The sequence below is a fragment of the Mycobacterium sp. 050128 genome (assembly GCF_036409155.1).
Taxonomy (GTDB): Bacteria; Actinomycetota; Actinomycetes; order Mycobacteriales; family Mycobacteriaceae; genus Mycobacterium.
The window spans coordinates 481,479-506,967 of the sequence record NZ_JAZGLW010000001.1 but is presented as its reverse complement, the minus strand read 5'-3'; the positions used below and the strand labels follow the sequence as shown (position 1 = coordinate 506,967).

The 25,489-nt window shown below is 64.4% G+C and carries 28 protein-coding genes; 14 read left to right on the top strand and 14 right to left on the bottom strand.

Features of this window, described 5'->3' with window-relative positions; genetic code table 11:
* Positions 1 to 32: 32 nt before the first annotated feature.
* Genes SKC41_RS02400 through SKC41_RS02375 form a run of 6 tightly spaced genes read left to right on the top strand, consistent with a single transcriptional unit; the run spans position 33 to position 4,542 of the window.
* Positions 33 to 1,460: an NAD(P)-binding protein gene (locus tag SKC41_RS02400; protein WP_330976155.1), complete on the top strand. Its 1,428-nt coding sequence runs from the start codon at positions 33 to 35 to the stop codon at positions 1,458 to 1,460.
* 43 nt (positions 1,461 to 1,503) lie between these two features.
* Complete coding sequence (locus SKC41_RS02395) at positions 1,504 to 2,046, top strand: RNA polymerase sigma factor (protein WP_330976154.1); 543 nt, start codon at positions 1,504 to 1,506, stop codon at positions 2,044 to 2,046.
* Positions 2,043 to 2,753 (top strand): Rieske (2Fe-2S) protein, encoded by a 711-nt coding sequence (locus tag SKC41_RS02390; RefSeq protein ID WP_330976153.1) that lies wholly within the window; start codon positions 2,043 to 2,045, stop codon positions 2,751 to 2,753. Before SKC41_RS02395 ends, SKC41_RS02390 begins: the two co-directional genes overlap by 4 nt.
* 24 nt (positions 2,754 to 2,777) lie before the next feature.
* Positions 2,778 to 3,194 (top strand): cupredoxin domain-containing protein, encoded by a 417-nt coding sequence (locus SKC41_RS02385; protein ID WP_442931655.1) that lies wholly within the window; start codon positions 2,778 to 2,780, stop codon positions 3,192 to 3,194.
* 35 nt (positions 3,195 to 3,229) lie between these two features.
* Positions 3,230 to 4,138, top strand: coding sequence for a metallophosphoesterase family protein (locus SKC41_RS02380; RefSeq protein WP_330978727.1), 909 nt, complete (start codon positions 3,230 to 3,232; stop codon positions 4,136 to 4,138).
* Positions 4,135 to 4,542, top strand: a complete 408-nt coding sequence (locus SKC41_RS02375; RefSeq protein WP_330976152.1) for a hypothetical protein — start codon at positions 4,135 to 4,137, stop codon at positions 4,540 to 4,542. Before SKC41_RS02380 ends, SKC41_RS02375 begins: the two co-directional genes overlap by 4 nt.
* Here SKC41_RS02375 and SKC41_RS02370 read toward each other — a convergent pair.
* From SKC41_RS02370 to SKC41_RS02335, 8 genes are all read right to left on the bottom strand, one after another.
* Positions 4,493 to 5,566, bottom strand: a complete 1,074-nt coding sequence (locus SKC41_RS02370) for an acyltransferase family protein (RefSeq protein WP_330976151.1) — start codon at positions 5,564 to 5,566, stop codon at positions 4,493 to 4,495. The two genes, SKC41_RS02375 and SKC41_RS02370, sit on opposite strands and share 50 nt — an antisense overlap.
* Positions 5,567 to 5,910: 344 nt before the next feature.
* Positions 5,911 to 7,038 carry an acyltransferase family protein gene (locus tag SKC41_RS02365; RefSeq protein ID WP_330976150.1) on the bottom strand — a complete coding sequence of 376 codons (1,128 nt, stop codon included), beginning with the start codon at positions 7,036 to 7,038 and terminating at the stop codon, positions 5,911 to 5,913.
* 186 nt (positions 7,039 to 7,224) lie between these two features.
* The gene (rfbC, locus tag SKC41_RS02360) at positions 7,225 to 7,836 is read right to left on the bottom strand and encodes a dTDP-4-dehydrorhamnose 3,5-epimerase (protein WP_330976149.1); all 612 of its coding nucleotides are present in this window, start codon (positions 7,834 to 7,836) and stop codon (positions 7,225 to 7,227) included.
* Position 7,837: 1 nt separating this feature from the next.
* Entirely contained in the window at positions 7,838 to 8,833 is a 996-nt protein-coding gene (gene rfbB / locus SKC41_RS02355) for a dTDP-glucose 4,6-dehydratase (RefSeq protein WP_330976148.1), read from the bottom strand.
* A gap of 26 nt (positions 8,834 to 8,859) precedes the next feature.
* Positions 8,860 to 9,726, bottom strand: coding sequence for an LLM class F420-dependent oxidoreductase (locus SKC41_RS02350; RefSeq protein WP_330976147.1), 867 nt, complete (start codon positions 9,724 to 9,726; stop codon positions 8,860 to 8,862).
* 21 nt (positions 9,727 to 9,747) lie between these two features.
* Entirely contained in the window at positions 9,748 to 10,611 is an 864-nt protein-coding gene (locus SKC41_RS02345; RefSeq protein ID WP_330976146.1) for an LLM class F420-dependent oxidoreductase, read from the bottom strand.
* Between the two features lie 48 nt (positions 10,612 to 10,659).
* Complete coding sequence (locus tag SKC41_RS02340; protein WP_330976145.1) at positions 10,660 to 12,183, bottom strand: ATP-binding protein; 1,524 nt, start codon at positions 12,181 to 12,183, stop codon at positions 10,660 to 10,662.
* A gap of 14 nt (positions 12,184 to 12,197) precedes the next feature.
* Positions 12,198 to 13,874 (bottom strand): FAD-dependent oxidoreductase, encoded by a 1,677-nt coding sequence (locus SKC41_RS02335; RefSeq protein WP_330976144.1) that lies wholly within the window; start codon positions 13,872 to 13,874, stop codon positions 12,198 to 12,200.
* 257 nt (positions 13,875 to 14,131) lie between these two features.
* Here SKC41_RS02335 and infA point away from each other — a divergent pair, with 257 nt between their 5' ends.
* From infA to truA, 8 genes are all read left to right on the top strand, one after another.
* Positions 14,132 to 14,353, top strand: coding sequence for a translation initiation factor IF-1 (gene infA / locus SKC41_RS02330; RefSeq protein ID WP_003418601.1), 222 nt, complete (start codon positions 14,132 to 14,134; stop codon positions 14,351 to 14,353).
* Between the two features lie 33 nt (positions 14,354 to 14,386).
* Positions 14,387 to 14,500: a 50S ribosomal protein L36 gene (rpmJ, locus tag SKC41_RS02325; RefSeq protein ID WP_003879483.1), complete on the top strand. Its 114-nt coding sequence runs from the start codon at positions 14,387 to 14,389 to the stop codon at positions 14,498 to 14,500.
* A gap of 217 nt (positions 14,501 to 14,717) precedes the next feature.
* Complete coding sequence (gene rpsM, locus SKC41_RS02320; protein WP_239722188.1) at positions 14,718 to 15,092, top strand: 30S ribosomal protein S13; 375 nt, start codon at positions 14,718 to 14,720, stop codon at positions 15,090 to 15,092.
* 6 nt (positions 15,093 to 15,098) lie between these two features.
* On the top strand, positions 15,099 to 15,518 hold the full coding sequence (gene rpsK, locus SKC41_RS02315) for a 30S ribosomal protein S11 (RefSeq protein WP_090600535.1): 420 nt from the start codon (positions 15,099 to 15,101) through the stop codon (positions 15,516 to 15,518).
* A gap of 10 nt (positions 15,519 to 15,528) precedes the next feature.
* A complete protein-coding gene (rpsD, locus tag SKC41_RS02310) occupies positions 15,529 to 16,134 on the top strand; it encodes a 30S ribosomal protein S4 (RefSeq protein ID WP_090600537.1) in 606 nt (201 codons plus the stop codon).
* 76 nt (positions 16,135 to 16,210) lie between these two features.
* Complete coding sequence (locus SKC41_RS02305; RefSeq protein ID WP_090600539.1) at positions 16,211 to 17,254, top strand: DNA-directed RNA polymerase subunit alpha; 1,044 nt, start codon at positions 16,211 to 16,213, stop codon at positions 17,252 to 17,254.
* Between the two features lie 174 nt (positions 17,255 to 17,428).
* Positions 17,429 to 18,058 carry a 50S ribosomal protein L17 gene (gene rplQ / locus SKC41_RS02300; protein ID WP_330976143.1) on the top strand — a complete coding sequence of 210 codons (630 nt, stop codon included), beginning with the start codon at positions 17,429 to 17,431 and terminating at the stop codon, positions 18,056 to 18,058.
* Complete coding sequence (gene truA, locus SKC41_RS02295; protein ID WP_442931540.1) at positions 17,997 to 18,896, top strand: tRNA pseudouridine(38-40) synthase TruA; 900 nt, start codon at positions 17,997 to 17,999, stop codon at positions 18,894 to 18,896. The genes rplQ and truA overlap by 62 nt, the downstream gene beginning before the upstream one ends.
* A 30-nt stretch (positions 18,897 to 18,926) precedes the next feature.
* Here truA and SKC41_RS02290 read toward each other — a convergent pair whose 3' ends face one another.
* From SKC41_RS02290 to SKC41_RS31830, 6 genes are all read right to left on the bottom strand, one after another.
* On the bottom strand, positions 18,927 to 19,571 hold the full coding sequence (locus tag SKC41_RS02290) for a cutinase family protein (protein WP_330976141.1): 645 nt from the start codon (positions 19,569 to 19,571) through the stop codon (positions 18,927 to 18,929).
* A gap of 84 nt (positions 19,572 to 19,655) precedes the next feature.
* Positions 19,656 to 20,318: a cutinase family protein gene (locus tag SKC41_RS02285; RefSeq protein WP_330976140.1), complete on the bottom strand. Its 663-nt coding sequence runs from the start codon at positions 20,316 to 20,318 to the stop codon at positions 19,656 to 19,658.
* A gap of 30 nt (positions 20,319 to 20,348) precedes the next feature.
* Complete coding sequence (locus SKC41_RS02280; RefSeq protein ID WP_330976139.1) at positions 20,349 to 21,215, bottom strand: cutinase family protein; 867 nt, start codon at positions 21,213 to 21,215, stop codon at positions 20,349 to 20,351.
* A 126-nt stretch (positions 21,216 to 21,341) separates the two neighbouring features.
* Complete coding sequence (locus SKC41_RS02275) at positions 21,342 to 21,590, bottom strand: hypothetical protein (RefSeq protein WP_330976138.1); 249 nt, start codon at positions 21,588 to 21,590, stop codon at positions 21,342 to 21,344.
* A gap of 11 nt (positions 21,591 to 21,601) precedes the next feature.
* Positions 21,602 to 24,058, bottom strand: coding sequence for a nucleoside triphosphate pyrophosphohydrolase (locus SKC41_RS02270; RefSeq protein ID WP_330976137.1), 2,457 nt, complete (start codon positions 24,056 to 24,058; stop codon positions 21,602 to 21,604).
* Between the two features lie 780 nt (positions 24,059 to 24,838).
* Positions 24,839 to 25,483 (bottom strand): HIT family protein, encoded by a 645-nt coding sequence (locus SKC41_RS31830; protein WP_442931539.1) that lies wholly within the window; start codon positions 25,481 to 25,483, stop codon positions 24,839 to 24,841.
* Positions 25,484 to 25,489: the final 6 nt, after the last annotated feature.

Genomic DNA, 25,489 nt, shown 5'->3' with positions numbered 1-25,489 from the left:
GCGCGGACAACGCGGGTTAGCGTTGAGCCGGTATGCATACGATCGAGGCCGATTACCTGGTCATTGGCGCGGGCGCCATGGGCATGGCGTTCATCGACACGCTGGTCACGGAGACGGAGGCCAGCGTCGTGGTGGTGGACCGCAACGACGCGCCGGGCGGGCATTGGACCACCGCCTACCCGTTCGTCCGTTTGCATCAGCCATCGGTGTTCTACGGCGTCAACTCGCTGCGGCTGGGCCGCGACACCATCGACCGGGCCGGCTGGAACCAGGGGCTCTACGAGCTGGCGACCGCCGGCGAAGTCTGCGCCTATTACGACCACGTCATGCGCCAGCAGCTGGTGCCGACCGGGCGGGTCCGCTATTTCCCGATGAGCGAGTACCTCGGTGACGGCCGCTTCGCCACACTGGCCGGCGACGAGTACACCGTCGAGGTGGCCCGCCGGGTGGTCGATGCCACCTACATGCGAGTGATGGTGCCCGCGATGCGCCCGCCGCCGTATCCGGTCGCGCCCGGCATCGCCTGCGTCCCACCCAACGACCTGCCGGGCCGTGCCGCCCACGAGCGCTACGTCATCGTCGGGTCCGGCAAGACGGGCATCGACACCTGCCTGTGGCTGCTTGGCCACGGCGTGGCGCCGGACCGGTTGACCTGGGTCATGCCGCGCGACTCCTGGCTGCTGGATCGCGCCACGATGCAGCCCGGGCAACCGTTCGCCGACCGCATCAAAGCCGGCTTCATCGCGCAACTGCGCGCGATCAGGGACGCCGCCTCGCCCGACGACCTGTTCGCCCGGCTCGAGGAGGCCGGCACCCTGCTGCGGGTAGACCCGGCGGTGCGCCCCACGATGTACCGCTGCGCGACCGTCACCCGGGCCGAGCTGGACCAGCTGCGTCGCATCGGCGATATCGTGCGCAAGGGCCACCTGCTGGCCATTGAGAAGGACAACGAGGACGACAAGATGGTCCTCGAGGGCGGCGACGTGGCGATGGACGGGGGCGCACTCTACATCGACTGCACCGCCGACGGGGCCGAAAAGCGTCCCGCCAGAACGATTTTCGCTCCCGGACGCATCACACTGCAAAGCGTGCGGGGTTGCCAGCAGATATTCAGCGCCTCGCTGATCGCCCACCTGGAGGCGGCCTATCCAGATGACGCAACGCGCAACCGGCTGTGTGTGCCGCTGCCGCACCCCGACACCGATCTGGACTGGCTGCGCATCGCGCTGGCCGACTACAGCAATCAACTGCGCTGGTTCGACGACCCCGACCTGACCGCCTGGCTGTCCGACTCGCGCCTGGATCTCTTCGGTCACCTGGTGGGCCAGCTGCTGCCGCCGGCCTCGGCCAAACCCCGGGTGCGCGAGCGCATCCTCGGCGTGGCCAAAACAGTCCTGTCCGCCACCGCGGCGAAGCTCGACGGGCTGGTCGTCGATGAATCTTCGCTCGCCGCGCCCTGACCGCGTGTAACCCCCGCTGATATTGATCGGGTGAGGGAGACATGTGACGTCACAAAACGAACCCGCGGGCCCGCGCCCCCTACGCGCGGTCCCTAATGACGGCTACACCGACTGGGAAGCCGTGTACTCCGACAACGCGGACTGGGTGTACCGGACGCTGTTCGCCCGGGTGGGCAACCGGGCGGACGCCGAGGATCTCACCGCCGAGGTGTTCCTCGCCGCACTGCGGCCGCTACGGCTGACCGCGAGCGTCGGTGAGGTGCGCGCATACCTGCGCGCCACGGCGCGAACGGTGCTGGCCGCACACTGGCGCGAGACCCTGGGACGGGAGATAACCTCGATCGAGGAGGACATCGAGCAACCACCCGATAGCGAGGAAGCGATCAGCAACGCGCCGGCGCGGGTCGCCCACGTTCTCGAAAGCCTGCCCGACCGCTATCGCCAAATCCTGGAACTACGTTTTCTGCAAGGCAATTCAATCAAGGAGTCAGCCGCGGAACTTGGAATCAGCGTCGCCAACGCCAAGGTGCTTCAACATCGCGCGCTGCGGCTGGCGGCACAGGTCAACGATGGGGGCCAGTCATGAACGCGCGAGGATTGCGTCGCTACATCGACGATATGCTGCGGGGCCGACGGCCAAAACCGTTTGCGCCAACTGACTTTGAGGCCGCCCAGATCCGCACGGCGATCGACCTGCGCGCTGCCGGGCAGGGCTCTGAGGTGGGGGCCGCCCCACGCCAGGAATTCCTCACCGACCTGCACCGGCGGCTCGCCGAACAGATGGCCGGCGCACCACCCGCGCCACCGGCACCCAAGCAGAACACCACGCGACGTCAGGTTATCGTGGGCACGTCGGCCGCGGCAGCCGCCGCGGTCACCGCGGTTTCCATCGATCGAGCCGTGACCGGAGGCGTCACCGAAGGCCCTGCCGTCGCAGGACAACTCACGCCCAACGACGGAAGCTGGCAGCGCGTCGCGACCAGTTCGGACGTGCCGGACGGTCGCATGCATGCGTTCGATCTGGGATCGGTCAGCGGATTCGTTCGCCGCGTCGATGGCAAACTCGAAGCCGTGTCCGGGGTATGCACGCATCAGGGGTGCAAGTTGTGGTTCGACGCGCCAGACGACAGGTTGCGCTGCCCCTGCCACTCGACCTCGTTCTCCCCGGCGGGAGAAGTGCTCACCCACCAACTGCCGATCGCCCCAAAGCCATTGCCCACATTGATGGTTCGCGAGGTCAACGGGGTCGTCGAGGTGCTCGCCCCACCGCCGTACCCCGAACGGCCGGCCTAAGCGGTGTAACCACCCGCCCTATCACTGGGCATGAAGATTGCCACGTTCCGAAAACACTTTGCCTTGCTGGCGGCGGGGACGCTGTTGCTGGCCGGGTGCTCTGCGTCGCGGCCCGATGCGCACGCGTCGGTCACGATGAAGCCGGACTCCGGTGCAACGCCATCGGTCACCGCGCCGTCGGCACCGGCCAGCGGTAACCAAGTCACCATCGACGGCTTCGCGTTCGCTCCCGCGACGCTGAAGGTCAGTGTCGGCACGACGGTCACCTGGATCAATCGTGACGAAGAACCCCACACAGTGGCCGCGAGTGACGGATCGTTTCATTCACCCGGCATGGGGACCGGGGCCAGTTTCACCCACACCTTCTCCACCGCAGGGACTTTCGACTATGTCTGTTCGATTCACCCGATGATGCACGGCACCGTGGTGGTGACGCAGTGAACTCGGACACGAACGCGAACCGCGACCCGAACACGATGAGTCGTCGGCAGCTGATCCGGCACGGGGCATGGTTCGGTGCGGCTGTCGGGTTCGCGGTAGCCGGCGGCGAGGTGATCTCACACGTCGCCGGGGCCGCCGCCGCCGAGCGCGCAAAGGTCCGGCCCGCCCTGCGCTTCGCCCAGATCAGCGACAGTCACCTCGGCTTCACCGGTGCGCCCAACCCGGACGTGTCCGGCACGTTCGGCCATGCGATCGATCAGGTCAACAACCTCGGCTATACACCGGATTTCGTCGTCCACACCGGTGACCTCACGCACCTGTCCACTCCCGAGCAGTTCGACCAGGTGAAGCAGATGATGAGTGGGCTGAAGACGCCTCACGTGTTCACCGTGCCGGGGGAGCACGACTCGGTCGACGATGCGGGACAGAAGTACCGCAAGGTATTCGGGGCGGGGTCGGTAGGCGACGGGTGGTACAGCTTTGACGCCGCCGGCGTTCACGTGATCGCACTGGTCAACACGCTGAACCTGCGCAAGCTCGGGCATCTCGGTGTCGACCAGCTGGCATTCGTCGAGAAGGACGTCGCGGGCCTGTCCAGCGACACGCCGATTATCGTGTTCAGCCATATCCCGCTGTTCGCGATGTACCCGGACTGGGGCTGGGGCACCGACGACGCCACCCAGGCCCTCAGTTACCTGCGCCGGTTTGCCTCCGTTACATGCATCAACGGGCATGTGCACCAATTGTTTTCGAAGACGGAAGGCAACGTGTCGTTCTACAGCGGGACGACGACCGCCTACCCGCTGCCCCATCCCGGCGATGGGCCGGCGCCCAAGCCGATCACGCTGCCGGCCGGCAAGCTGCACGACGCGCTCGGCATTCGCGAGGTCAGTTACACCAAGGGCGAGACCGCCCTGGCTTTGAAAGAGCAGAGGCTGCAATGAACATCTTGATCCGGGTTGGCTTCGCCGCGTCGTTGCTCGCCAGCGCCGCCAGCCATGCGTACCTGTATGTCCATGGTTACCAGCACATTCCGACGATCGGTACCGGGTTCCTGGTCCAGGCCAGCGTCTCGTTCGCGGTGGCCGTGCTGATCCTCCTGGGTGGTCCATGGTGGCTGCGCTGGGCGGGGGCCGCGATCTCCGGCGGCTCCCTGGTGGCCTTCGCATTGTCGCGCACCGGCGGGCTTTTCGGCTTTTCCGAGCAGGGTTGGGATCCAGCGCCGTACGCGGCGATCAGCGTGGGGGCCGAAGTGCTGACGGTGTTGTTGTGGACGCTTTCCGACCTTCCCGGTGGCCTCAGGTTCGGCTGGCTTCGGAGAGCTCGGCGTCAACCGGCTTCTTCTTGAATCGAGATTTCAGGGACAGCGCGGGCTTTTCGATCAGGAACCAGCTCAGAGCCGCCAGCGGCAGGGTAGCGGTCGTCGCAATGACGGCGAACACAAAGGGATTCGTGCCGGCCAGCCCGCAGATAACAAGCAACTGCTGGACCGGGAAGGCGTAAATGTAGACGCCGTAGGACAGATCCGTCGGCAACCGCAAATACCTGTTGTGGGCCAGCGCCCCGGAAACAATGACGGCGTATGCCAACGGAACGGCGCCGACCAGCCGGTAGTCAGGTAGCAGGCCGGTCAGCACAACGATGCCCACGCACAGTGCGACGAGTGACCATCGAGCGGGAATCACGTCTTTGAACTGATACACCAGGGCGCCGGCGGCAAACACGATGGCGAAGCGCGCGATGCATTGCTCGTTGCTCCAGATCCCGGGAAATGTCATGGGCGGCAAGTACGCAGCGACGAGCACGGCCAATGCCAACACCACCGCAGAAGTCCATCGACGTGCAGCCAGTCCCACCAACCCGAGGACTGCCACGCCGGCGTAGCACAGCACCTCGTAGATGAGGGTCCACAGTGATCCGTTCCACATCCCCGCAATCGGGACTCCGGTCGGCGTTCCACCGACATCGAACTTGAGCACCGCTATGGCGGCGTTGTCCACCACATACTCGAATGGCGCGCTGGACAGCAGGAGCCGTGCCGCCGGTCCACCCTGGATCGCCACACCGATCGGCGCGATGACAAACGCGGTCACCGCCAGGCAGACATAGAGCCCGGGGAGAATACGAAGAGCGCGATGGACGATATAGTCCCGGATTTGCGGATTGTTAAGCCAGCTCGCGGTGATCAGGAAGCCCGAGATCGCAAAGAACCCGTCGACGCCCACCCCGAACAGCAATTGCCGTATGTGCGCGGACGGCAGTAAGCCACCCGTGACGGCGAACGAATGCCAAAGGATCACTTCGGCGGCCATCGCCAGCCGCAACGCATTCAGTGCATTGTTTCGCGGATCGAATACTTGCCCGAGCTTCATCCGTTATCACCAGCCGTCCCCGTTCCCGGCGCTACCCCGTTCCTGCATCTAAGCGCATTGCGCCGTCTTCGCATCGGGTCTTTGGTCCCGAAAACACGGATTGCCATCCCGGGCGCGGTCAGGATTGGCTGGCTTCGGCGAGCCGCGAGCCAGAGCACTTTCGCCTGAGTCGAAATTTGAGAGACTGCGCGCGCGTTTCGATCGCGAACCAACGCAGCGGGGCCAACGGCACCACCACTGTCGTCGACATACCGGCGAACACTATCGGATTCAGCGTCGCGACACCCACCGAGAAGAAAAGCTGTCGCAGCGCGCGCGGCGAAACAGGGCGAAAGCAGGCCCGTCTACACCGCGCCCGGAACGTCGGAAGTCGGCTGCTCGGTGGCCGTGGCCGCGGATGTGCCGTCGGCTCCGAGGCTTGCGGGCGCACCCCACTTGCGTTTGAGACGGGACTTCAGCGCCATCGCGGGCTTCTCTACCCAGAACCAGCTCATCGCGGCCAGCGGAAGAGTAGCCAGGAACGCAACGACGAAGAACAACATCGGATTTAGGAAGCTCAGTCCCAAAACGGCAAGGAATTGCTGAGTCGGAAACGCGTAAATGTAGACGCCGTAGGAGATGTCCGTGCGCAGCGTCAGGCGTTTCTTGCGAAGCAGCGAACCCGCAGTGATCACGGCATAGGCCAGCGGAAGGGCCGCCACCACCCGGTAGTCGGGCAGCAGAATGGAAGCGACGACGACGATGACCACGCTGAGGGCGACGAGTGACCACCGAGCGGGAATCACGTCGCGCCATTGATACATGATGGCGCCGCAGGCAAACATGATGGCCGAGCGCGCGGCGAGCTGGGGGATGGTCCACGCCCCCGGGAATGTCAGCGGCGGCAACAATGCCGCGCCAATCACCCCGAGCACCAGGATCGCCGGCGAAATCCATCGCCGATTGGCCAGGCCGACGACGCCGATCACGGCAATGGTGATGTAGCACAGCACTTCCCAGATCAGAGACCACAGCGAAGCGTTCCAGGCTCCCGGGGATGGGATATTGCGCGGCGTCCCGGCGACGTCGAACTGAAGCACCGATATCAGGGTGGCGTTTTTCAGGACGTATTCGTATGGCGCGCTGGACTGCAGCAGTTTCGCCGCCGAACCACCCTGCACCGCCACGCTCAGCGGCGCGAACACGAACGCGGTGACGATCAGGCAGACGTACAGCCCGGGCAGGATGCGCAGCGCCCGAGCGGTCAGGTAATCGCGCACCCGAGGGTCGCGGAGCCAACTTGCGGTGATCAAGAATCCCGAGATCGCAAAGAAACCATCGACACCGACCGCGAAGAGGAGCTGCAGCAGCGCGTGTGGCGGCATGTGACCCGTGATCGGCCAGGAGTGAAACAGCATGACCTCGGCGGCCAGCCCCAACCGAAACAGGTTCAGTGCGTTACATCGGGGATCGAACACCTCCGCTAGCTTCATGCGTGCAAATCCGTATCTGTCGTCGACTCCGCGCGGCCGGCCAGAGTTTCCGCACGGAATGCCCAAGGTAGTCGATGAACCCGCGACAAACGTGGGTTTAATGCCAACCCGACGTTGCCGCCTCGCTACGGGTAGGTGGCGACGACGCCGAAAGGCTATTGCGGTTGCGGCCCGGCAATCAGTATCTCAGGACTTGCCGCGCAGTTGCGCGGCAAACTTCTGCGCCTCGTCCCAGGTGGGCAGCAGCCCGGCGGCATGCACCTCGTCGAAGCTGGGGGCGACGGCGTCGCGGTCGGACAGACTCGGGGCGGCACCGTCGACCAGTGGCCAGTCGATGCCCAGGGCCGGGTCGGTGGCGCAGATGGTGTGCTCGCGCTGCGGGCTGTATTCCGCCGAGCACAAGTACATCACCGTCGAATTATCTTGCAGCGCAAGGAAACCGTGCCCGAGGCCTTCGGAGATGTAGATCGTGCGCCGGTCCTGGTCGTCGAGCAGTACCGAGTCCCACTGGCCGAATGTCGGTGAGCCGACCCGAATGTCGACCACCACGTCGAACACCGCACCACGCACGCAGGTCACGTATTTGGCCTGGCTGGGTGGCAGCTGGGCGAAGTGCAGCCCGCGCAGCACCCCGGCGGCCGATACCGAGCAATTGGCCTGCTGCACATTCAGCCCATGGCCGGCGAACGAGCCGAAATCGGTGTTCTTCAGCCATTCGAAGAACATGCCGCGCGAATCCCCGTGGATTCTCGGGGTGATCTCCCAGGCGCCGGGCACCTTGAGTTCGCGAACTTCCATCTCACTGCCCCCGTTGTTCGTAGCGGGCTTCCGATGCGTCCTTCAGCGGACGCCACCAGGATTCGTTTGCCCGATACCAGTCGATGGTTTCCCGCAATCCCTCTTCGAAGTCGGTGTGCTTTGGCGCCCAGTGCAATTCGTCATACAGCAGGGACGGATCGATGGCGTAGCGCAGGTCGTGGCCGACGCGGTCGGTGACGTGGTCGAAGTCGTCTTCGTCGCGACCCATCAGCGAAAGCAGCGTCCGCAGCACGGTCAGGTTGTCGCGCTCGCCCTCGGCCGAGATCAGGTAGGTCTGACCGATCTGGCCCTTGTCCAGGATCTGCCAGACCGCGCTGTTGTGGTCGTCGACGTGGATCCAGTCGCGGACGTTGGCGCCGGCGCCGTACAGCTTGCACCGTCTGCCGGTCAGCACATTGGTGATCTGGCGCGGGATGAACTTCTCGATGTGCTGATACGGCCCATAGTTGTTCGAGCAATTGGACAGGGTCGCGCGCACGCCGTACGAGCGCACCCACGCCCGCACCAGCATGTCGGCAGCGGCCTTGGTCGCCGAGTACGGGCTCGACGGGTTGTAGGGCGTCGACTCGGTGAACCGCTGCGGGTCGTCGAGCTCCAGATCGCCGTAGACCTCGTCGGTCGAGATGTGGTGCAGCCGCACCCCGCGACGCCGTACCGCTTCCAGGATCGTGTACGTGCCGACCACGTTGGTGTGCAGAAACGGCTCGGGATTGTCCAGCGCGTTGTCGACGTGGCTCTCTGCGGCGAAGTGCACCACCGCGTCGGATTCGGCGATCAGCCGGGACACCAGCTCGGCGTCGCAGATGTCGCCCTCCACCAGCCTGATGGCCGCGTCGACACCGGCCAGCGATTCGCGCCGGCCGGCGTAAGTCAGGGCGTCCAGCACCGTCACTGAAACGTCGGGACGTTCGCGCACGGTGCTGTGCACGAAATTCGCGCCGATGAAACCGGCACCACCAGTGACCAGCAGCCGCATGGTCAAACCCTAACCGAGGGTCGCGGTCAGCTTGTGGGGGTTAGCCCAAGCGGCTCCGCCAGTTCCCTCAGCGAGGGCAGCAGCGTCTCGTCGTTGTAGCCGCCCAGCACCTGGATGGCTACGTGGTCGGCGCCGGCGTCGAGGTGCTCGCCCAGACGCTTCACGATGGCCTCCGGGGTGCCGTAGGCGACCACCGCGTCGATCAGCCGGTCGCTGCCGGCCCCGCGCACGTCGTTCTCGGTGAATCCCAGCCGCAGCCAGTTGTTGACGTAGTTGCTCAGCCCCAGATAGTGCTGGACGATCTGACGGCCGGCCTCGCGCGCCTTGTCGCGGTCGGTGGTCAGCACGACTTTGTGCTCCGGGGCCAGGAACACCGAATTGCCGAGCTGTTCGCGCGCCCTGGCCGTGTGCTCCGGCGTGGTCAGGTACGGGTGCGCACCGGCGCTGCGTTCCGCGGACAGCGCCAACACCTTGGGCCCGAGCGCGGCGAGGACCCGCCGGCTGGTCGGCACCAGCGCCTCGTCGAGGGCATCGAGATAGCCGACCAGTGCGGCGTAGGGCTTGACATACTCCTGGGTGTGCTCGGGGTGGCCCACCCCGATACCGAGCAAAAACCTTCCAGGGTAAGCACTTTCGATGCGCTTGAACGATTCGGCGACGGGTGCGGCCGCCGCCGTCCAGATGTTGACGATGCCGGTGGCCAGCTGTAACGAATTGGTCTGCGCCAGTGCCGGTTCCACCCAGGCCAGATCGGCGTCCGGTGATCCGCCGATCCAGGCCGCCGAATACCCGAGGGCTTCGATCTCGGCGGCCAGCTCGGGTGTGATGGATCGGGTGGGCAGCCAGGCGCCGTAGCGACCGAGGTTGGGCTTGAGTGCTGCGGCGTCATTCATCGAGGTCCCCTCCGCGGTTGATTACGAGCGGTTCAGTCCGAGCGGCCCCGCCAGTTCAGCCAAAGCCGAGACCAGGTTTTCATCTTCGGTGAGGACCTGCACGGCCACGTGGTCGGCCCCTGCCTCCAGGTGCTCGTTAAGGCGTGCGGCGATCGCGTCGGGAGTGCCGTAGGCCACCACCGCGTCGACCAGGCGGTCGCTGCCCGGACGGACGACCTCGTCCTCGCCGAAGCCCGACCGCTTCCAGTTGTTGCGGTAGTTGGCCAGGTTGAAGTACATGTCCAGCGCCTTGCGTCCGACCGCGCGGGCCTGGTCGGCTCCCGCCTTGTCCGGGGTGGTCAGCACCACCTTGTGCTCGGGTGCCAAGAACGCCGACGGCCCGATCAGCTCGCGCGCGTGCGCGGTGTGCTCCGGCGTCGTCAGATACGGGTGCGCGCCGGCGCTGCGCTGCGCCGAGAGCTTCAGCACCCGTGGGCCCAGGGCGGCCACCACCCGCCGATGGGCGGGCACGCCGTACTCGTCGAGCGCGTCCAGGTATTCGACCAGCGCGTCGTAGGGCTTGCGATATTCGCTGATCACCTCGCGGTGGCCGACGCCGATGCCGAGCACAAAACGATCCGGGTAGGCCTTGTCGATCCGATGGAACGACTCGGCGACCTCGTTGGCTGGCGCGGTCCAAATGTTCACGATGCCGGTGGCCACTTGCAACGTGCTCGTCGCTTCCAGGATGGGCTCCACCCAAGCCAGTTCGGCGGGCGGTGAGCCGCCTACCCAGACGGCTCCGTAGCCCAGTGCCTCGATTTCCTTTGCTTGCTGTGGCGTTACGCCACGTCCGAACGATCCGAACCGGCCAAGATTGGGCTTGCTCGCAGCTGCATCGGTCATGCCGTCTCCAACCCGGCCGCCGGTGCGGCTATTCCACCTTGTCCAGCCTTATTCAGCCTCGGCGTCGTCCACCTCGTCGTCATCCACGGCGGCGACGTCGGCGACGGGGCTCTCCAGCGGCAGCAACACGATGAACCGGGTGTCGCCCGGCACCGATTCCACCCGCAGATCGCCGCGATGCTTCTTGACGACGATGTTGAACGCGAGGTCCAGCCCGAGGCCGGTGCCTTCGCCGAACGGTTTGGTGGTGAAGAACGGCTCGAAGATGTGCTCGCGGATATCGGCGGGGACACCCGGCCCGGTGTCACAGATTTCGACCCGGGCCATGTTGTCGTTGTAGCGGCAGGTGCGGATGGTCAGCGTGCCGCCCTGATCGCGCATCGCGGCGATCGCGTTGTCGATGATGTTGGTCCATACTTGATTGAGATCGCCTGGGTAGCAAGGGATTTCGGGTAGCGAGCGGTCCCACTCCTTCACCAGGTTGATGGTCTTGGCGTCCTTGCCGGCATCCTTGCCGCCGTCCTTGGTCAACCGGTCGGCGAACATCACCAGCGTGCTGTGCAGCAGGTCGTGCACGTTGGCCACCTGGAACGGCGCCCGATCCAGTTGCGAGTACTGCTTGGCGTCGGCGACCAGCGCCGAAATCCGCTTGCTGGCTTCCAGAATCTGGTTCATCAGCAGTTCGCTCTCGATGGTGTAGTTGATCCATCGGACCGCCTGCTCCAACGTTGCCGACGCGAGTTCCTCGGCGACCGTGGAAATCCGCTCCAGCCAGTCGGTGTCGACGCCGCCCTCGACGAGCGTCGGCGCGATGTCCCATCCGCCGTCGATGCCGTGCTCGTCGAGCCAGTCGCCGATGGCATCCTCGCGGTCGGAGCTCTCCAGCGCGCTCAGGTGCTGGGTCGCCGATTTGGCGACCTGCTCGGCAACCCGCTCCTGCAGGCGCACCAGGGCGCTCAACGCCTCGGGTGTGATGGTGCCGTCGGCGAGCATCGCGAGCTTGTGACGCATGCTGGCGACGCGTTCGCGCAGATCCGCCGCGGCCCGCGAGATCGCCGCGGCCGGGTTGTTGAGCTGATGCGTCAGCCCGGCGGACAGTCGGCCCAGCGCCAGCAGCTTTTCCCGGTTGTCGATGATGCGGCGGGTTCGGTCGGTGCCGACGGCGATGCCGTCGAGCAGATGCACCGCCATCGGGAACTGGTCGCGCATGAACTGGGCGAAGACGGGCGCCTCCATCACGAAGAACCGCGACGGCCTGGTCACGTGGACCGAGGCGTCGTAGGTCTTCTGCTTCCCGCCGGTGAACGCCCGCCAGGCCCCGGCATACACGCCGCGTTGCGAGGTGCGGACCGTTTCGATGTCCTGCCCGCCGGACAGCTTCGACATCGCCAACTCGCCGTCGATCAGCACGTAGAAGCAGGTCGCCGGTTCGCCTTCCACGCAGATCGGCCCCGGCTGGTACTCCTGGATGCGCCCGTTGGTGCACAGCACCGCGAGCTGTTCGTCGGTCAGCGCCTCGAACAGGAACAGGGAGCGCAGCTCGTCTGGCTCACACGGCGTATTGGCGGTCATGACGCGCGACCCTTCTAGGACTCGGCCAGGTAGCGGTGGACCAGCATCACGGCCATCGACCCTTCACCGACGGCGGCCGCGACCCGTTTGGCGGAGGTGGAGCGGACGTCGCCGGTGGCGAAGACGCCCGGCACGCTGGTTTCCAGGTGATGCGGTGGCCGGTCCAGCGTCCAGCCGCACACGTTGCGTAGGTCCGGGCCGGTCAGGATGAAGCCGTGGTCGTCGCGGGCCACCACCCCGTCCAGCCACTCGGTGCGCGGGGCGGCGCCGATGAAGATGAACATCCGGGCGCAGGCGACGTCCTCGACCTGCTCCGTCCGGTTGTTGACCAGGGTCAGCTTCTCCAGGTGGCCGTCGCCGGTGGCGCGCTGCACCTCGGTGCAGGTCAGGACGTTGATCTTGGGGTTCGCCTCGATCTGCTGGATCAGGTAGTACGACATCGACGCCTCGAGCGACGGAGCGCGCACCACGATGTTGACCGACTTGGCCGTCCGCGACAGATACATCGCGGCCTGGCCGGCGGAGTTGGCGCCGCCGATCACGTACACCTCTTCGTCTTCGCAGTCCGAGGCGACCGACACCGCGGCGCCGTAGTAGACGCCGCAGCCGGTCAGCTCCGTGAGTCCCTCGGCGGTCAGCTGACGGTAGGAGACGCCGGTGGCCAGGATGACCGCGTGCGCGTCGATCGACCCGCCGTCGGCGAACCGCACGGTGCGCTTGGGCCCATTGACCTCGATGCCGGTTGCCCTGCGGGCGGTGATGATCTCGGCGCCGAACTTCTCGGCCTGCCGGCGTGCCCGCTCGGCCAGCTGGCCGCCCGATACTCCGTCGGGGAAGCCCAGGTAGTTCTCAATGCGCGAGCTCTGCCCCGCTTGCCCGCCGGTCGCGGTGTGCTCGATCAGCACCGTGCGCAGTCCCTCGGAGGCGCCGTACACCGCGGCGGCCAGGCCCGCCGGCCCACCGCCGATGACGATGAGGTCGTAAAACTCCTGCGACGGCGTGGAGGACAGGCCCAGTTTGTCGGCCAGGTCGGCGTCGGAGGGTTCCACCAGCGGGTCGCCGTGCTCGGTGACGACGACGGGCAGCCGCTTGCCGTCTTCGCCGGCCGCCTGCAGGAGTCGCTCGCCGTCGGGCTCGTCGGCCATGAACCAGGTGTAGTAGAGGCCGTTGCGAGCCAGGAAGTCGCGCACCTCCCAGGACCGCGCCGACCAGCGGTGCCCGATCACCTTGGTGTGCGGGATGGGGTGTTCCGGTGCCGCCCGCCAGGCCTCGAGCAGCCCGTCGATGACGGGGTAGAACTTCTCCTCCGGCGGATCCCACGGCTTGAGCAGGTAGTGGTCCAGGTCCACGACGTTGATCGCGTCGATCGCGGCGTGGGTGTCGGCGTAGGCGGTGAGCAGCACGCGGCGCGCCACCGGGTACAAATCCATCGCCTGCTCGAGAAACTCGATGCCGCTCATCTGCGGCATCCGGTAGTCGGCGATCAGCGTGGCGACCGTTTCGCCGCGCAGCTTGAGCTGCTTGAGGGTTTCCAGCGCCTCGGGACCAGACTCCGCGCGCACGATGCGGTGATTCTCGCCGTATTTGCGCCGCAGGTCTCGGGCCACTGCGCGCGAAACCGCGGGATCGTCGTCGACGGTCAGGATCACCGGTTTGCGTGACTGCGCGGCGCCAGCAAGGGGACGTGTCATCGTGGTCAAGTATGCGCTTGTCAGGAGTGCTGTGGTGGGTCGAGGTGGCGCCCGCGAGCGCCCGGATCGCGGATTTTGGCCATGCCGCACGAGCGGGTACCATGGAGCGACGGTGCGACATTTCGCGCCGGCTTTTTTGTGTGTCCGTTCCCTGGGAATTTCCTGTCACCGGCTCACGTTCCAAAGTCGGTGTGAATCCTGTGCCGCGTTGGCGCAGACGACAACGAAACTAAACGACGAGGATTTGACGAGTAGTTATGGCCAAGAAGGACGGCGCCATCGAGGTCGAGGGCCGGGTGGTCGAGCCCCTGCCCAATGCGATGTTTCGCATTGAGCTGGAGAACGGTCACAAGGTGCTTGCCCACATCAGCGGCAAGATGCGGCAGCACTACATCCGCATCCTGCCCGAGGACCGGGTGGTGGTGGAGCTGTCTCCCTACGACCTGTCCCGGGGCCGCATCGTGTACCGGTACAAGTAACCAACCAACAGACGAGAACAGGATCGAAAAGCCGTGAAGGTCAACCCCAGCGTGAAGCCGATTTGCGACAAGTGCAGGGTGATCCGTCGGCATGGGCGGGTCATGGTGATCTGCTCCGATCCACGCCACAAGCAGCGCCAGGGTTAGCCGCGACCGCAAGCACGGCGTAGCGGGTCGGCACAAACGAACCAAGACCCAGGCCGAGTAGCACCCACAACTGAATGCAGACCTCCCAGCACCACTGAACGGCTCGCATCTTTAGAGATGGGCCCTTTCATCCACGCCCGGTCGGAGGCCGGGCCCCGATCAATTCGGGAACGGGCTGGGAAAAGACCTCCGCTTAGAAAAAGAGGAAACGCCACCTATGGCTCGACTAGTAGGCGTCGATCTGCCGCGTGACAAGCGGATGGAGATCGCGCTGACCTACATCTTCGGCATCGGCCGTACCCGCTCCACCGAGATCTTGGAAGCGACCGGCATCGACCGGAATCTGCGCACCAGGGACCTCACCGATGACCAGCTGACCCACCTGCGTGACTACATCGAGGCCAACCTCAAGGTCGAGGGTGACCTGCGTCGCGAGGTTCAGGCCGACATCCGCCGCAAGATCGAGATCGGCTGCTACCAGGGTCTGCGGCACCGCCGCGGCCTGCCGGTGCGTGGCCAGCGCACCAAGACCAACGCGCGTACCCGCAAGGGCCCCAAGCGCACCATCGCCGGCAAGAAGAAGGCCAGGTAACCGCCCATGCCACCAGCCAAGAAGGCAGCAGCGTCGGCCCCCAAGAAGGGGCAGAAGACTCGCAAGCGGGAAAAGAAGAACATCCCGCACGGCGCCGCGCACATCAAGAGCACGTTCAACAACACGATCGTGAGCATCACCGACCCGCAGGGCAACGTCATCGCCTGGGCATCGTCGGGCCACGTCGGCTTCAAGGGCTCGCGGAAATCGACGCCGTTCGCCGCGCAGCTCGCCGCCGAGAACGCCGCGCGCAAGGCCCAGGAGCACGGCGTGCGCAAGGTCGACGTGTTCGTGAAGGGCCCGGGCTCGGGCCGCGAGACCGCGATCCGTTCGCTGCAGGCCGCGGGCCTGGAGGTCGGCGCGATCTCCGACGTCACCCCCCAGCCGCACAACGGCTGCCGCCCGCCCAAGCGACGCAGGGTCTAGGAGGAGAATCATGGCTCGTTACACCGGACCCATCACTCGCAAGTCGCGCCGGCTGCGCACCGACCTCGTCGGTGGCGACCAGGCCTTCGAGAAGCGTCCCTACCCGCCCGGCCAGCACGGCCGCGCACGGATCAAGGAAAGCGAATACCTGCTGCAGCTGCAGGAGAAGCAGAAGGCCCGCTTCACCTACGGCGTAATGGAAAAGCAGTTCCGTCGCTACTACGAAGAGGCCGTGCGCCACTCCGGCAAGACCGGTGAGAACCTGCTGCAGATCCTGGAGAGCCGGTTGGACAACGTCGTGTACCGCGCCGGGCTGGCGCGTACCCGCCGGATGGCCCGCCAGCTGGTCAGCCACGGGCACTTCAGCGTCAACGGCGTGCACGTCAACGTCCCCAGCTACCGGGTGTCGCAGTACGACATCATCGACGTGCGGGACGGGTCGCTGAACACCGTGCCCTTCCAGATCGCGCGGGAGACGGCGGGCGACCGTCCGATCCCGAGCTGGCTGCAGGTGGTCGGGGAGCGTCAGCGCATCCTCGTGCACCAATTGCCCGAGCGCGCACAGATCGACGTGCCGCTCACCGAGCAGCTCATCGTCGAGTACTACTCGAAGTAATGGAATTTCGGGCCGCCCGGCCCGAAAACCCTAACGGCATCAAATAGCGGGTGCCGAGAAGGAGAAAAGAAACACCATGCTGATTTCTCAGCGACCCACACTGTCCGAGGAAATCCTCACCGACAGCCGGTCCCAGTTCGTCATCGAACCGCTGGAGCCGGGTTTCGGTTACACCCTTGGCAATTCGCTGCGGCGCACACTGCTGTCGTCGATTCCCGGCGCGGCCGTGACCAGCATTCGCATCGACGGCGTGCTGCACGAGTTCACCACCGTGCCCGGTGTTAAAGAGGATGTCACCGACATCATCCTGAACCTCAAGGGTCTGGTCGTGTCCTCCGAGGAGGACGAGCCGGTCACCATGTACCTGCGCAAGCAGGGCCCGGGTGAGGTCACCGCGGGTGACATCGTGCCGCCCGCCGGCGTCACGGTGCACAACCCCGGCATGCACATCGCGACGCTGAACGACAAGGGCAAGCTCGAGGTCGAGCTCGTCGTCGAGCGCGGTCGTGGTTACGTGCCGGCTGTGCAGAACCGTGCTTCCGGTGCCGAAATCGGCCGTATCCCAGTCGATTCCATCTACTCGCCGGTGCTCAAGGTCACCTACAAGGTGGACGCCACCCGTGTCGAGCAGCGCACCGACTTCGACAAGCTGATCCTGGACGTCGAGACCAAGAGTTCGATCACCCCCCGCGATGCTCTGGCGTCGGCGGGTAAGACCCTGGTCGAATTGTTCGGCCTGGCACGCGAACTCAACGTCGAAGCCGAGGGCATCGAGATCGGGCCGTCGCCGGCCGAGGCCGACCACATCGCCTCGTTCGCGCTGCCGATCGACGACCTGGATCTGACCGTGCGGTCCTACAACTGCCTCAAGCGCGAGGGTGTGCACACCGTCGGCGAGCTGGTGAGCCGCACCGAGTCCGACCTGCTCGACATCCGCAACTTCGGCCAGAAGTCCATCGACGAGGTCAAGGTCAAGCTGCACCAGCTGGGCCTGTCGCTCAAGGACAGCCCGCCGAGCTTCGACCCGTCGGAGGTCGCGGGTTACGACGTCGCCACCGGCACCTGGTCCAGCGAGGGGTCGTACGACGATGCGGACTACGCCGAAACCGAACAGCTGTAAGCACCGTCCGGCGACGATGCGGCCGTGCAGCGGCCGCTGAGGAACCGGACACCTGCAACACCGTCCGGCGACGATGCGGCCGTGCAGCGGCCGCTGAGGAACCGGACACCTGCAACACCGTCCGTCCCGGCCCTACCTGATACGGGGGTCGGCCGCTAAATAGGAGATAGTGCAATGCCCAAGCCCACCAAGGGCCCTCGCCTCGGCGGGTCGTCTTCGCACCAGAAGGCTCTGCTGGCCAACCTGGCCACGTCGCTGTTCGAGCACGGTCGCATCAAGACGACCGAGCCGAAGGCACGTGCGCTGCGGCCGTACGCGGAGAAGCTGATCACGCACGCGAAAAAGGGCACGCTGCACAATCGCCGAGAGGTGATGAAGAAGATCCGCGACAAGGACGTGGTGCACGCCCTTTTCGCGGAGATCGGGCCGCACTTCGCCGATCGTGAGGGTGGCTACACCCGCATCATCAAGGTCGAGGCGCGCAAGGGCGACAACGCCCCGATGGCCGTGATCGAGCTGGTGCAGGAAAAGACCGTCACCGCGGAGGCCGACCGTGCGCGTCGGGTGAAGGCGTCGAAGAAGGCTTCCGAGACTGGAGGGGCGCCGGTGGTCGCGGCCGCCGCGCCGCAGGCCGCGGTCGAGCCCGAGGCCGCCGAAGGCCCGACGGCCGAGGAGGCGACTGCTCCCGAAGCCGAGGTCGAAGAGGCCACGACCGAAGCCGTTGAGCCGGCCGCCGAGGCCGATGCGGCCGAGCAGCCCGAGGCTGAGGTCGCCGGCGAGGGTGACGAGTCCACCGACAAATAGCGAAGCCGTCCGTCTTAGGCTCGATATCGCCTACGACGGAACCGATTTCGCGGGCTGGGCAACGCAGGCCGGGCAGCGCACTGTCGCCGGCGTCATCGACGACGCGCTGACGACGGTTTTCCGCACGCCGGTAAAGCTGTGCGCGGCCGGGCGCACCGACACCGGAGTACATGCCACCGGACAGGTGGCCCATGTCGATGTGCCCGCCGCCGCCTTGCCCAATGCCTACCCGCGTTCGCCACGCGCGGGCGATCCGGAATTCCTGCCACTGCTGCGCCGCCTGGGCCGCTTTTTACCCACCGACGTCCGGGTACTCGGAATATCCCGCGCCCCAGCGGGTTTCGACGCGCGGTTCTCGGCGCTACGGCGCCATTACGAGTACCGGTTGTCGACGGCCGCCTACGGTGTGCAGCCGCGGCAAGCGCGCTACATCACCGCCTGGCCGCGCGACCTGGACGTCGAGGCGATGCGCGTCGCATCGCAAGATCTGCTGGGGTTGAACGACTTTGCGGCCTTCTGTCGCTATCGCAGCGGCGCCACCACGATTCGCGACCTGCAGCGGCTGGATTGGTCGCGCGACGGCGACCTGATCACCGCGCACGTCACCGCGGATGCGTTCTGCTGGCAGATGGTGCGCTCGCTGGTCGGCGCGCTGCTGGCCGTCGGGGAACACCGGCGCAGCGCGCAATGGTGCCGTGAATTGCTTAGCGCCACAGCACGATCCAGCGACTTCGCGGCCGCTCCGGCGGAGGGCCTGACGCTGGTGGGGGTGGACTATCCGCCCGACGACGAGCTCGCGTCGCGGATCCTGATCACCCGCGATCTGCGCACGCGCTAGCTTGAGGCTCGCGGTCGGCGATCGCGACGACTACAGCTTGCCGGCCGCGAAACTGGCCGCCTGATCCACCAATCCCGAGTCGATGTACGACGGTTGCAGATGCGACGCCCACACCGCCTTACCGTTGCCGTTGCAGATCGGGTCGCCGGGTGCACACTCCTCGATCGTCTTGCCGGCGAACGCCGGGCTGAAGCCGGGGACCGGGCCGAGCACCCGCTGAGTACCGTTGCCGAACAACGCGACCGCCGCGACGTGCTGATCGATGCCCGGGGGCAGCGGATTCTTGAAGCCGAACGAGGGCTGGGTCACCGCGATCACCAGGTCGGCCGACACGGCGCCGAGCGAGTAACCCCCGAGCACCTCGCGGGTGTCCGGGCAGTGTTTGGCCATGTACTGGACGTGGTTGCTCATGTCGATGGCGCCCTTGGCCGGATCGACGTCGGCGGGGTAGTTGACCCCGTAGACGCCGACGGGCAGCTGCGTCTTGCCGCGCAGCGAATTGGCGAACGCATCGCCAACCAGGCCGGCTCCGGGCGGTTCCTCGCGGCCGCGGGCGAAGACCACCTCGGCACCCGGACACGGCGGCCCCGCCGAGGCCACCGGCGCCAAGGCCACTGCCGGACCGATGGTCATGAATGCTGCGAGCACTGCGTTGCTGAACGGTCTAACCCCCATGAGCCGATGGTACGCATTTTCGGCGGGTGCTAGTGAACGGCTGTGACCACTCCGCGACCGCAGTGTGACCGGATCTTTGTGCGGCTAGATCTTGCCGGCGACGAAATGTGCTGCCTTATTGGTCAATTTGGGCACGTAGCTGAGGTGGGCCGGCCACGAGTTGCCGTCGGAGCAGATCGGGTCGCCGGGATTGCACAAGTTGAGGATCTTGCCGCCCAAATCCGTGCTAAGGACCGTCATCAGATTGCCGGCCCGCCCCGACGGATTCCCGAACAGGACGACCGCGGCGACGTGATCGGCGGCCGCGGCCGGCAGCGGATCGCGAAACCCGAGGGCGGGCAGCGGTGCGGCGGTGACGATATCGATGACCGCGGCGCCCTGGGAGTAACCGCCCAGCACCAGCTTGGTGTCGGGGCAGTGTTCGGCCATGTGCTGGATGTGGGCACTGGCGTCGTTCGCCCCGTCGGTGGCGGCCAGGAAATCGTCGTTAGCGGGGTAGTTGACGCCGTAGGACCCCACATTGCGGTTGGTCTGCTGGCGCAGCGCGTTGACGAAGGCGCCGCCGACTTTGCCGAGGCCGGGAGGCTCGTCGGTTCCGCGGGCGAACACCACCTCGACATCCGGGCACCTGGCAAACGCGCGCGGGATCAGCGGAGACCCGAACACCAGCGCGGCGCCCACCACCAGTGCGGCGACTGCCAACAAGGAAAAGTTATGCGCCCGTGATCTTTTCGCGGCAAGGCTCATGCCGCGATAGTACAAGTTATTGACTGTGCGTCAGTGAACCGCGGCAACCATGTCGGTCTGGGGAACCGTAGGTCCGGGCGCCGCCGGGGCCGGCGATTGCGGCGCGTAGCTGGGGCTCAACGGGCCGGGGGTCGGCGAGCCGGGACCCGGTGCCTGCCCCGGCGTTTGCGGCGTGTTGGGGCCAGCGCCCGGCGTCGACGGCCCATACCCGGGCACCGACTGGCCGGTGCCGGCCATCAGTTTGGACGCGACGAACTGCGCCGCCTGGGTGGTGTAGACGGGGACATAGCCCTCGGTGTGCCCGCTCCACTCGTTGCCGGGACCGGCGTGGCAGATCGGGTCGTTGGGGTTGCAATAGTCGACGGCCTTGGAGCCGAGCATCGCACTCTGGCTGGGCAGGGTGCCGCCGGCGCGGTCGGCGACGTCACCGAAGGTGACGACGGCGGCGATGTTGTCCGCGTACTGCGGCGGCAGCTTGTTGCCCCAGCTGATACCGCCGATCGGGACGCCGGCCACGATGTCCATCACCGACGCGCCCTGCGAGTAGCCGCCCAGCACGATCTTGGTGTTGGGGCACGTTTCCACGCTCTTCTTGACGCGGTCGATGGTGTCGTTGGCCCCGTCGCCGCCGTGCAGCTGCAGCTTGCTGGCGGCGTAGTTGACGCCGTAGGGCAGGATGTTCAGACCGGTCTGCTGGCGCAGCGAGTCGACGAAGGCATCGCCGACGCGGCCCAACCCGGCCGGCTCGTTGGTGCCGCGGGCGAAGATGACCTCGACGTCGGGGCAGTCGAAGGCGGAGGCGATTGGCGTCGCAGCTGGGGACAGGAGCAGGCCGGCGGTGGTGAGCACTGCAGAAACCCCCGGGCCCACCCAGCGACCTATGCGGTGGGAAGACACGTGGAAATGTTACTCGTTTCCAGCGGGAACCGGAATTCGAAAACCTGTGGATAACACAAGCGATGAGTCGGTTGCGGCTCAGATCAAGTTGGTAGTGCACTCAGTCTCGTCCGGCAGTGACCAGCATCAGCCACCGTCCAGTGCTTCTTCTTGGTTCGGTGCATGAACCACAACGCGTGCCTGTGTCTCTATCCATACTCGTGCACCGCAGGAAAGCGGCTTGTCAGGCTGGTATTTCACAGTCGCCACTACACGGCCATCAACCACAATGTCGATATGGTTTGCCTCGCTGTTGGACTTGTAGGTTTTGACCGTTAAAGGTGCAGGATGCTTCGCGCGAACTTTGTGCTGATTGACATGGATGATGGTTTTCACCCGGTCCCCTATCACTGGAACAGCGTCGGTTGATCAGGTTGTATTGGCTTGGAGTCTAGAGTGACCACAACGCCGTCAGTGGCATACTCGACTGCCAAGCGAGCACCGCTAGCCGTCTCAACGACAAACGAAGCCGCTTCACCCGGCATCGGCGGGATATTGCTGATAGCAAGGCGGTCGCCCTCGAGTTGTACCTGCCATCGCGGGAGTCGGCGAGAGCCTTCTGGCAGGACTGGCAAAGCGAGTTGACATGTCTCCTCCTGCGGTTCGGGGCCGAGTCTTGTCGCAACAAGAACTCGCCCCTCGTCAAAGGCCCCCCGGCTTTCTCGTTTTGATCTGCGCCGCTCGGTTACGGCGCGGATCGACAAGCCTGCATTTCTGCGTAAAGCGTCTACAACCTCTAGCAAGTCTGCAATCTCGTCGAGAATCGCATCTCGGTCGCTTGACCGAAATAATTCCATTGCTTCCTCAATTAGCTTGACTCTTAGCAACCTTGATATCTCCGTGGGAGTCGCACGGTAAGTCACCACCGACTCGCCTTTTAGTGCGATGAGGTCCGGAATTGCGTCTCGCACGAGCTTCCCGAAGGAAACCGGCTTGGCCTCACGGACACCTCGGCATACTACGGGAATGCCTGCGCGCTGCAAAAGATAAAACGGGTGGCACAGCGGGCTGCCATCGAGCTCGACAGCGAGCGCACGGCGTTGGGCTACCTCGATTACTTCATGAATAAATGACGGATCTCGGACCAAGTCGGATGTAGGGGCCAGCAACAAGACCTTCGCGGAATCCTGAGCGGTGAACCGATCGTCGAAGGCTGCTAAGTCGTGGCGACTTTTAATCGACGCCCTTAGCGCGGTAGGGCTGACATCAATTACACCGTTCGAGTTTTCTGGTATTTCGTGATTTTGAAACGACGGTATGCAATCCGCGTCCGCGCCATCAAGGAGGCCGATAAACCACATCGTGAGTACTGGCTCCCCGGCCTGAACCGCGAGGCGCCTTGCGCCTCGCGCAACGCTAACAAATTGCTGCTCACTCATGCTGGAACGCCAGATCCATTCGCTCGGCGTATCCCTGTACCCCCATGAGCGGTCTTCTAATACATCGTAAAGTGAGGGCTTACCTACGATCGAACGTTGCATCGTTGATCCGTCTACATCAATCATAAATCGGTCATGGGGCAGCCAACTCATTCCATCGGCTAAACCCCAACAGCTATCGATGGTTACTACAGACGAGTGGGGAGACGAAATTGTCCATGCACACGCACGAGCGCGAAGATAGCGATGAGCTAGGAAACAGATACTTCGATAAGGAATCCCTTGGCCGACAAGCCTGCCTGTTTCCTTGCGAAGAAATCCAACCACCTCTGTCGGATCATTAGTACAGTTTATCTTCGGCAACATCAATCCTTCGAAGTTAGAGGTCACGTCGACCCGCACCACGATGTGCCCAGCGCAAAGCTCTTGAAGATCACTGAGTAACCCTTCAGGTGTGCCCCCATTGGCTAGTATTTCAATAGCAGCCGCATTCGAAAGAGCCCACACCTCCGGGACGGGCAATGCTGCTCGGTAGAACTCTCGTAGACTCTCAATTTTTCTCCATGGCGATGCCGATACCTTCTCAAAATGGCGAGCAGCCGGCTCCCAATACCGTAAGGAGTTCGAATTTACTTCGTGCGCGCGCGGCGGAATCCAGCAATCGCCCGGGCTTTTCCCCGTAACGGGATGGACAGGGTCCGCTTGCACGATCCACAGGCGATTCCCGTCCCAAACCCACTCAAGATGATATCGGGTGGGCTTACTGCTAAACCAGTTTGCCACGCGACGGAGTTGAGCTGTCAGTGAGGTCACTGTGGAGCAGTGAAGGGGCCCGTCATCCACACCTTGGTCACCGCTAACGCGCCAACGTTCGGTCGACTGCGACCCGCCAGCAATAAACGTTGCTAGCCAACCGTAGCTTTCTCGACTTACTCGATGCTCATTCGACAAGTGACCAGCGAGCTTAGCGGCAATTTGGGGTTGCAGGAGAGCGGCAATCCACGCGCCATCTCGTAGTTGCTGGGCAGCAACCCAAATCTCTCGAAGTCGGGAAGCTACTCCATTCACGTCGGGTTGGGAAACGAACGTCTCGTAAGCACCCCGCTCAGCGATACCTTCGTTTAAGGCACTGCTCCTGACGAGGACTTGCTCCTGGGATTCCACTGATACCAACTGGCTAAGCGCAGCGCCCAACCCATCGCCGGATAAAGCGTGTTCCAAAGTTGCTTTCGCAGCCGCGTCGGCGGCATCGAACCATGCATGCAGCCCGGCTCCCACGATTATCGTCGGGGGATACCAATCCGGTGGTATGCGCATCAGGCCAGCGCCTTTGCCGCCAGCGTCGGCCATGTCAGCTATCGGCAGGCCGGTATATTCCCCTGATGGCGCGGCGAACACGTACCTGTTCTGTGAACCCAGGTTCACTAACCGTCAGCCTCATCGTGCTTGCTCGAACCCAGATGACTTTCCGCTAGATTCTCCAAGCGTGAGAATGTGCGGTCAGAGAAATAGCCAACCAAAATTGCCACACCTGCAGCGCCTGCATTAGTACGAACGAGGTCGGGCCCAAAGATGGGTATAATTCGTCCCGCCGATAATAATATAACTGCAACCGCCACGCCACCGGAGAGCATTGGAGTGAATAGTCTCCAGAGAAGTCGGTCAGCATTCCAGGTACCCCGTGCAACGGTATGGTATAGCCATTTCGTCGAAAAAAGTGCGCCACCCAACAGGCCGGCCAAATAGGCGACTACGAATGGCGAGCAGTGATTCCACTGAGCGTCAGTCAGGTGTGTTTGGGGTTGTGGGAAATGTAGGACAACAGCCAGTTGAAGCAAGAGTGATGACAGCATCACGCTGAAAACGTATACGGACTCCAAGGTAATTTGAACAAGAGCACGCCGGTCGTTATAGCGGCTCCTCCAGTCGCCTACCGGCCTGCCGTCCGTCGGCTCATTAGGCGCGAAATCGGGCACAGCGTGCGTCCTAATTTCGGCCGTCGCCGCAACGGAGTTCTGCGCACTCTGCGCCGGAGGATTTTCCCCTTGATTCGTTGTCGACCCGGGTGTAGTTGCCGGGCTAACGTCGGCGTTTGTCGCTTGGTGTGCAGGCGTGACCTGGTCGCCGACATTTGTCGTGACCGGCTCGGGCGGGTTGTTGCCGCCGGTGCTGATCGGAATCTCCTATTTTGATGGACGAAACGTATTATTGGTTCAGAAGCATACTTAGCGTGTCTGCGACAATATCTTGACAGTGGTCCTCTTTCCAGTCCCAGATATTGCGACCACACTCAGCGGCAAGGGCGCGGCGGACTACTTGGCTAGGAATCGAGTCACCATAAGTAATCCATTGGCCTGAGCTATCGGCGATGTACAGATAGTCGAGTGATCGCCGTGCTTCTGGCTTCCCTTCGGCGGGCTCCCATTGAAAGCGGCCGACGGTCGTCGAGATTGCATCAATCGCTGACCGAAGATTCGTGGTAGACGGAACGATATGTAAGTGAGCATGGTCGACACCGCAGCCTGCTAATCTGTTCGGTCCTGCGGATCCGTGCTCAAATGAAATTACGTCGCCGTAAGCGCCTTCAATTCGCGTTCGGACATAGTTCACGGTGCTAGTAAACCCACTCCACTCGTCGCTACTTAGGTCCGATAGAGCCAGAACGTGACGGCGAGGGACCACGAGAGTCCAACCTGCGATGAACGAGCCGAGAGACGGAACGGCCGAAGCATCCGCGGATTGGTGGATGGTCGGTTCTTGCGCTTCGATGTTGCAGAGCCTGCAGCTGCGGAGCACACGCTGCGGCCGGTCAAATATGTTGAGCCCCAACGCTCCTGCAGTGGTAGGCATGTTCTT

Coding starts and splice junctions, on each gene's coding strand:
- SKC41_RS31830 (WP_442931539.1), bottom strand. CDS start 25,483: ATGCCTACCACTGCAGGAGCGTTGGGGCTCAACATATTTGACCGGCCG.
- truA (WP_442931540.1), top strand. CDS start 17,997: ATGCGGCCGAGCAGCCCGAGGCTGAGGTCGCCGGCGAGGGTGACGAGT.
- SKC41_RS02365 (WP_330976150.1), bottom strand. CDS start 7,038: ATGAAGCTAGCGGAGGTGTTCGATCCCCGATGTAACGCACTGAACCTG.
- SKC41_RS02375 (WP_330976152.1), top strand. CDS start 4,135: ATGAACATCTTGATCCGGGTTGGCTTCGCCGCGTCGTTGCTCGCCAGC.
- rpsD (WP_090600537.1), top strand. CDS start 15,529: ATGGCTCGTTACACCGGACCCATCACTCGCAAGTCGCGCCGGCTGCGC.
- rfbC (WP_330976149.1), bottom strand. CDS start 7,836: ATGGAAGTTCGCGAACTCAAGGTGCCCGGCGCCTGGGAGATCACCCCG.
- SKC41_RS02285 (WP_330976140.1), bottom strand. CDS start 20,318: ATGAGCCTTGCCGCGAAAAGATCACGGGCGCATAACTTTTCCTTGTTG.
- SKC41_RS02345 (WP_330976146.1), bottom strand. CDS start 10,611: ATGACCGATGCAGCTGCGAGCAAGCCCAATCTTGGCCGGTTCGGATCG.
- SKC41_RS02400 (WP_330976155.1), top strand. CDS start 33: ATGCATACGATCGAGGCCGATTACCTGGTCATTGGCGCGGGCGCCATG.
- rpsM (WP_239722188.1), top strand. CDS start 14,718: ATGGCTCGACTAGTAGGCGTCGATCTGCCGCGTGACAAGCGGATGGAG.
- rplQ (WP_330976143.1), top strand. CDS start 17,429: ATGCCCAAGCCCACCAAGGGCCCTCGCCTCGGCGGGTCGTCTTCGCAC.
- SKC41_RS02305 (WP_090600539.1), top strand. CDS start 16,211: ATGCTGATTTCTCAGCGACCCACACTGTCCGAGGAAATCCTCACCGAC.
- infA (WP_003418601.1), top strand. CDS start 14,132: ATGGCCAAGAAGGACGGCGCCATCGAGGTCGAGGGCCGGGTGGTCGAG.
- SKC41_RS02380 (WP_330978727.1), top strand. CDS start 3,230: ATGAGTCGTCGGCAGCTGATCCGGCACGGGGCATGGTTCGGTGCGGCT.
- SKC41_RS02340 (WP_330976145.1), bottom strand. CDS start 12,183: ATGACCGCCAATACGCCGTGTGAGCCAGACGAGCTGCGCTCCCTGTTC.
- SKC41_RS02370 (WP_330976151.1), bottom strand. CDS start 5,566: ATGAAGCTCGGGCAAGTATTCGATCCGCGAAACAATGCACTGAATGCG.
- rpsK (WP_090600535.1), top strand. CDS start 15,099: ATGCCACCAGCCAAGAAGGCAGCAGCGTCGGCCCCCAAGAAGGGGCAG.
- SKC41_RS02390 (WP_330976153.1), top strand. CDS start 2,043: ATGAACGCGCGAGGATTGCGTCGCTACATCGACGATATGCTGCGGGGC.
- rfbB (WP_330976148.1), bottom strand. CDS start 8,833: ATGCGGCTGCTGGTCACTGGTGGTGCCGGTTTCATCGGCGCGAATTTC.
- SKC41_RS02350 (WP_330976147.1), bottom strand. CDS start 9,726: ATGAATGACGCCGCAGCACTCAAGCCCAACCTCGGTCGCTACGGCGCC.
- SKC41_RS02335 (WP_330976144.1), bottom strand. CDS start 13,874: ATGACACGTCCCCTTGCTGGCGCCGCGCAGTCACGCAAACCGGTGATC.
- SKC41_RS02290 (WP_330976141.1), bottom strand. CDS start 19,571: ATGGGGGTTAGACCGTTCAGCAACGCAGTGCTCGCAGCATTCATGACC.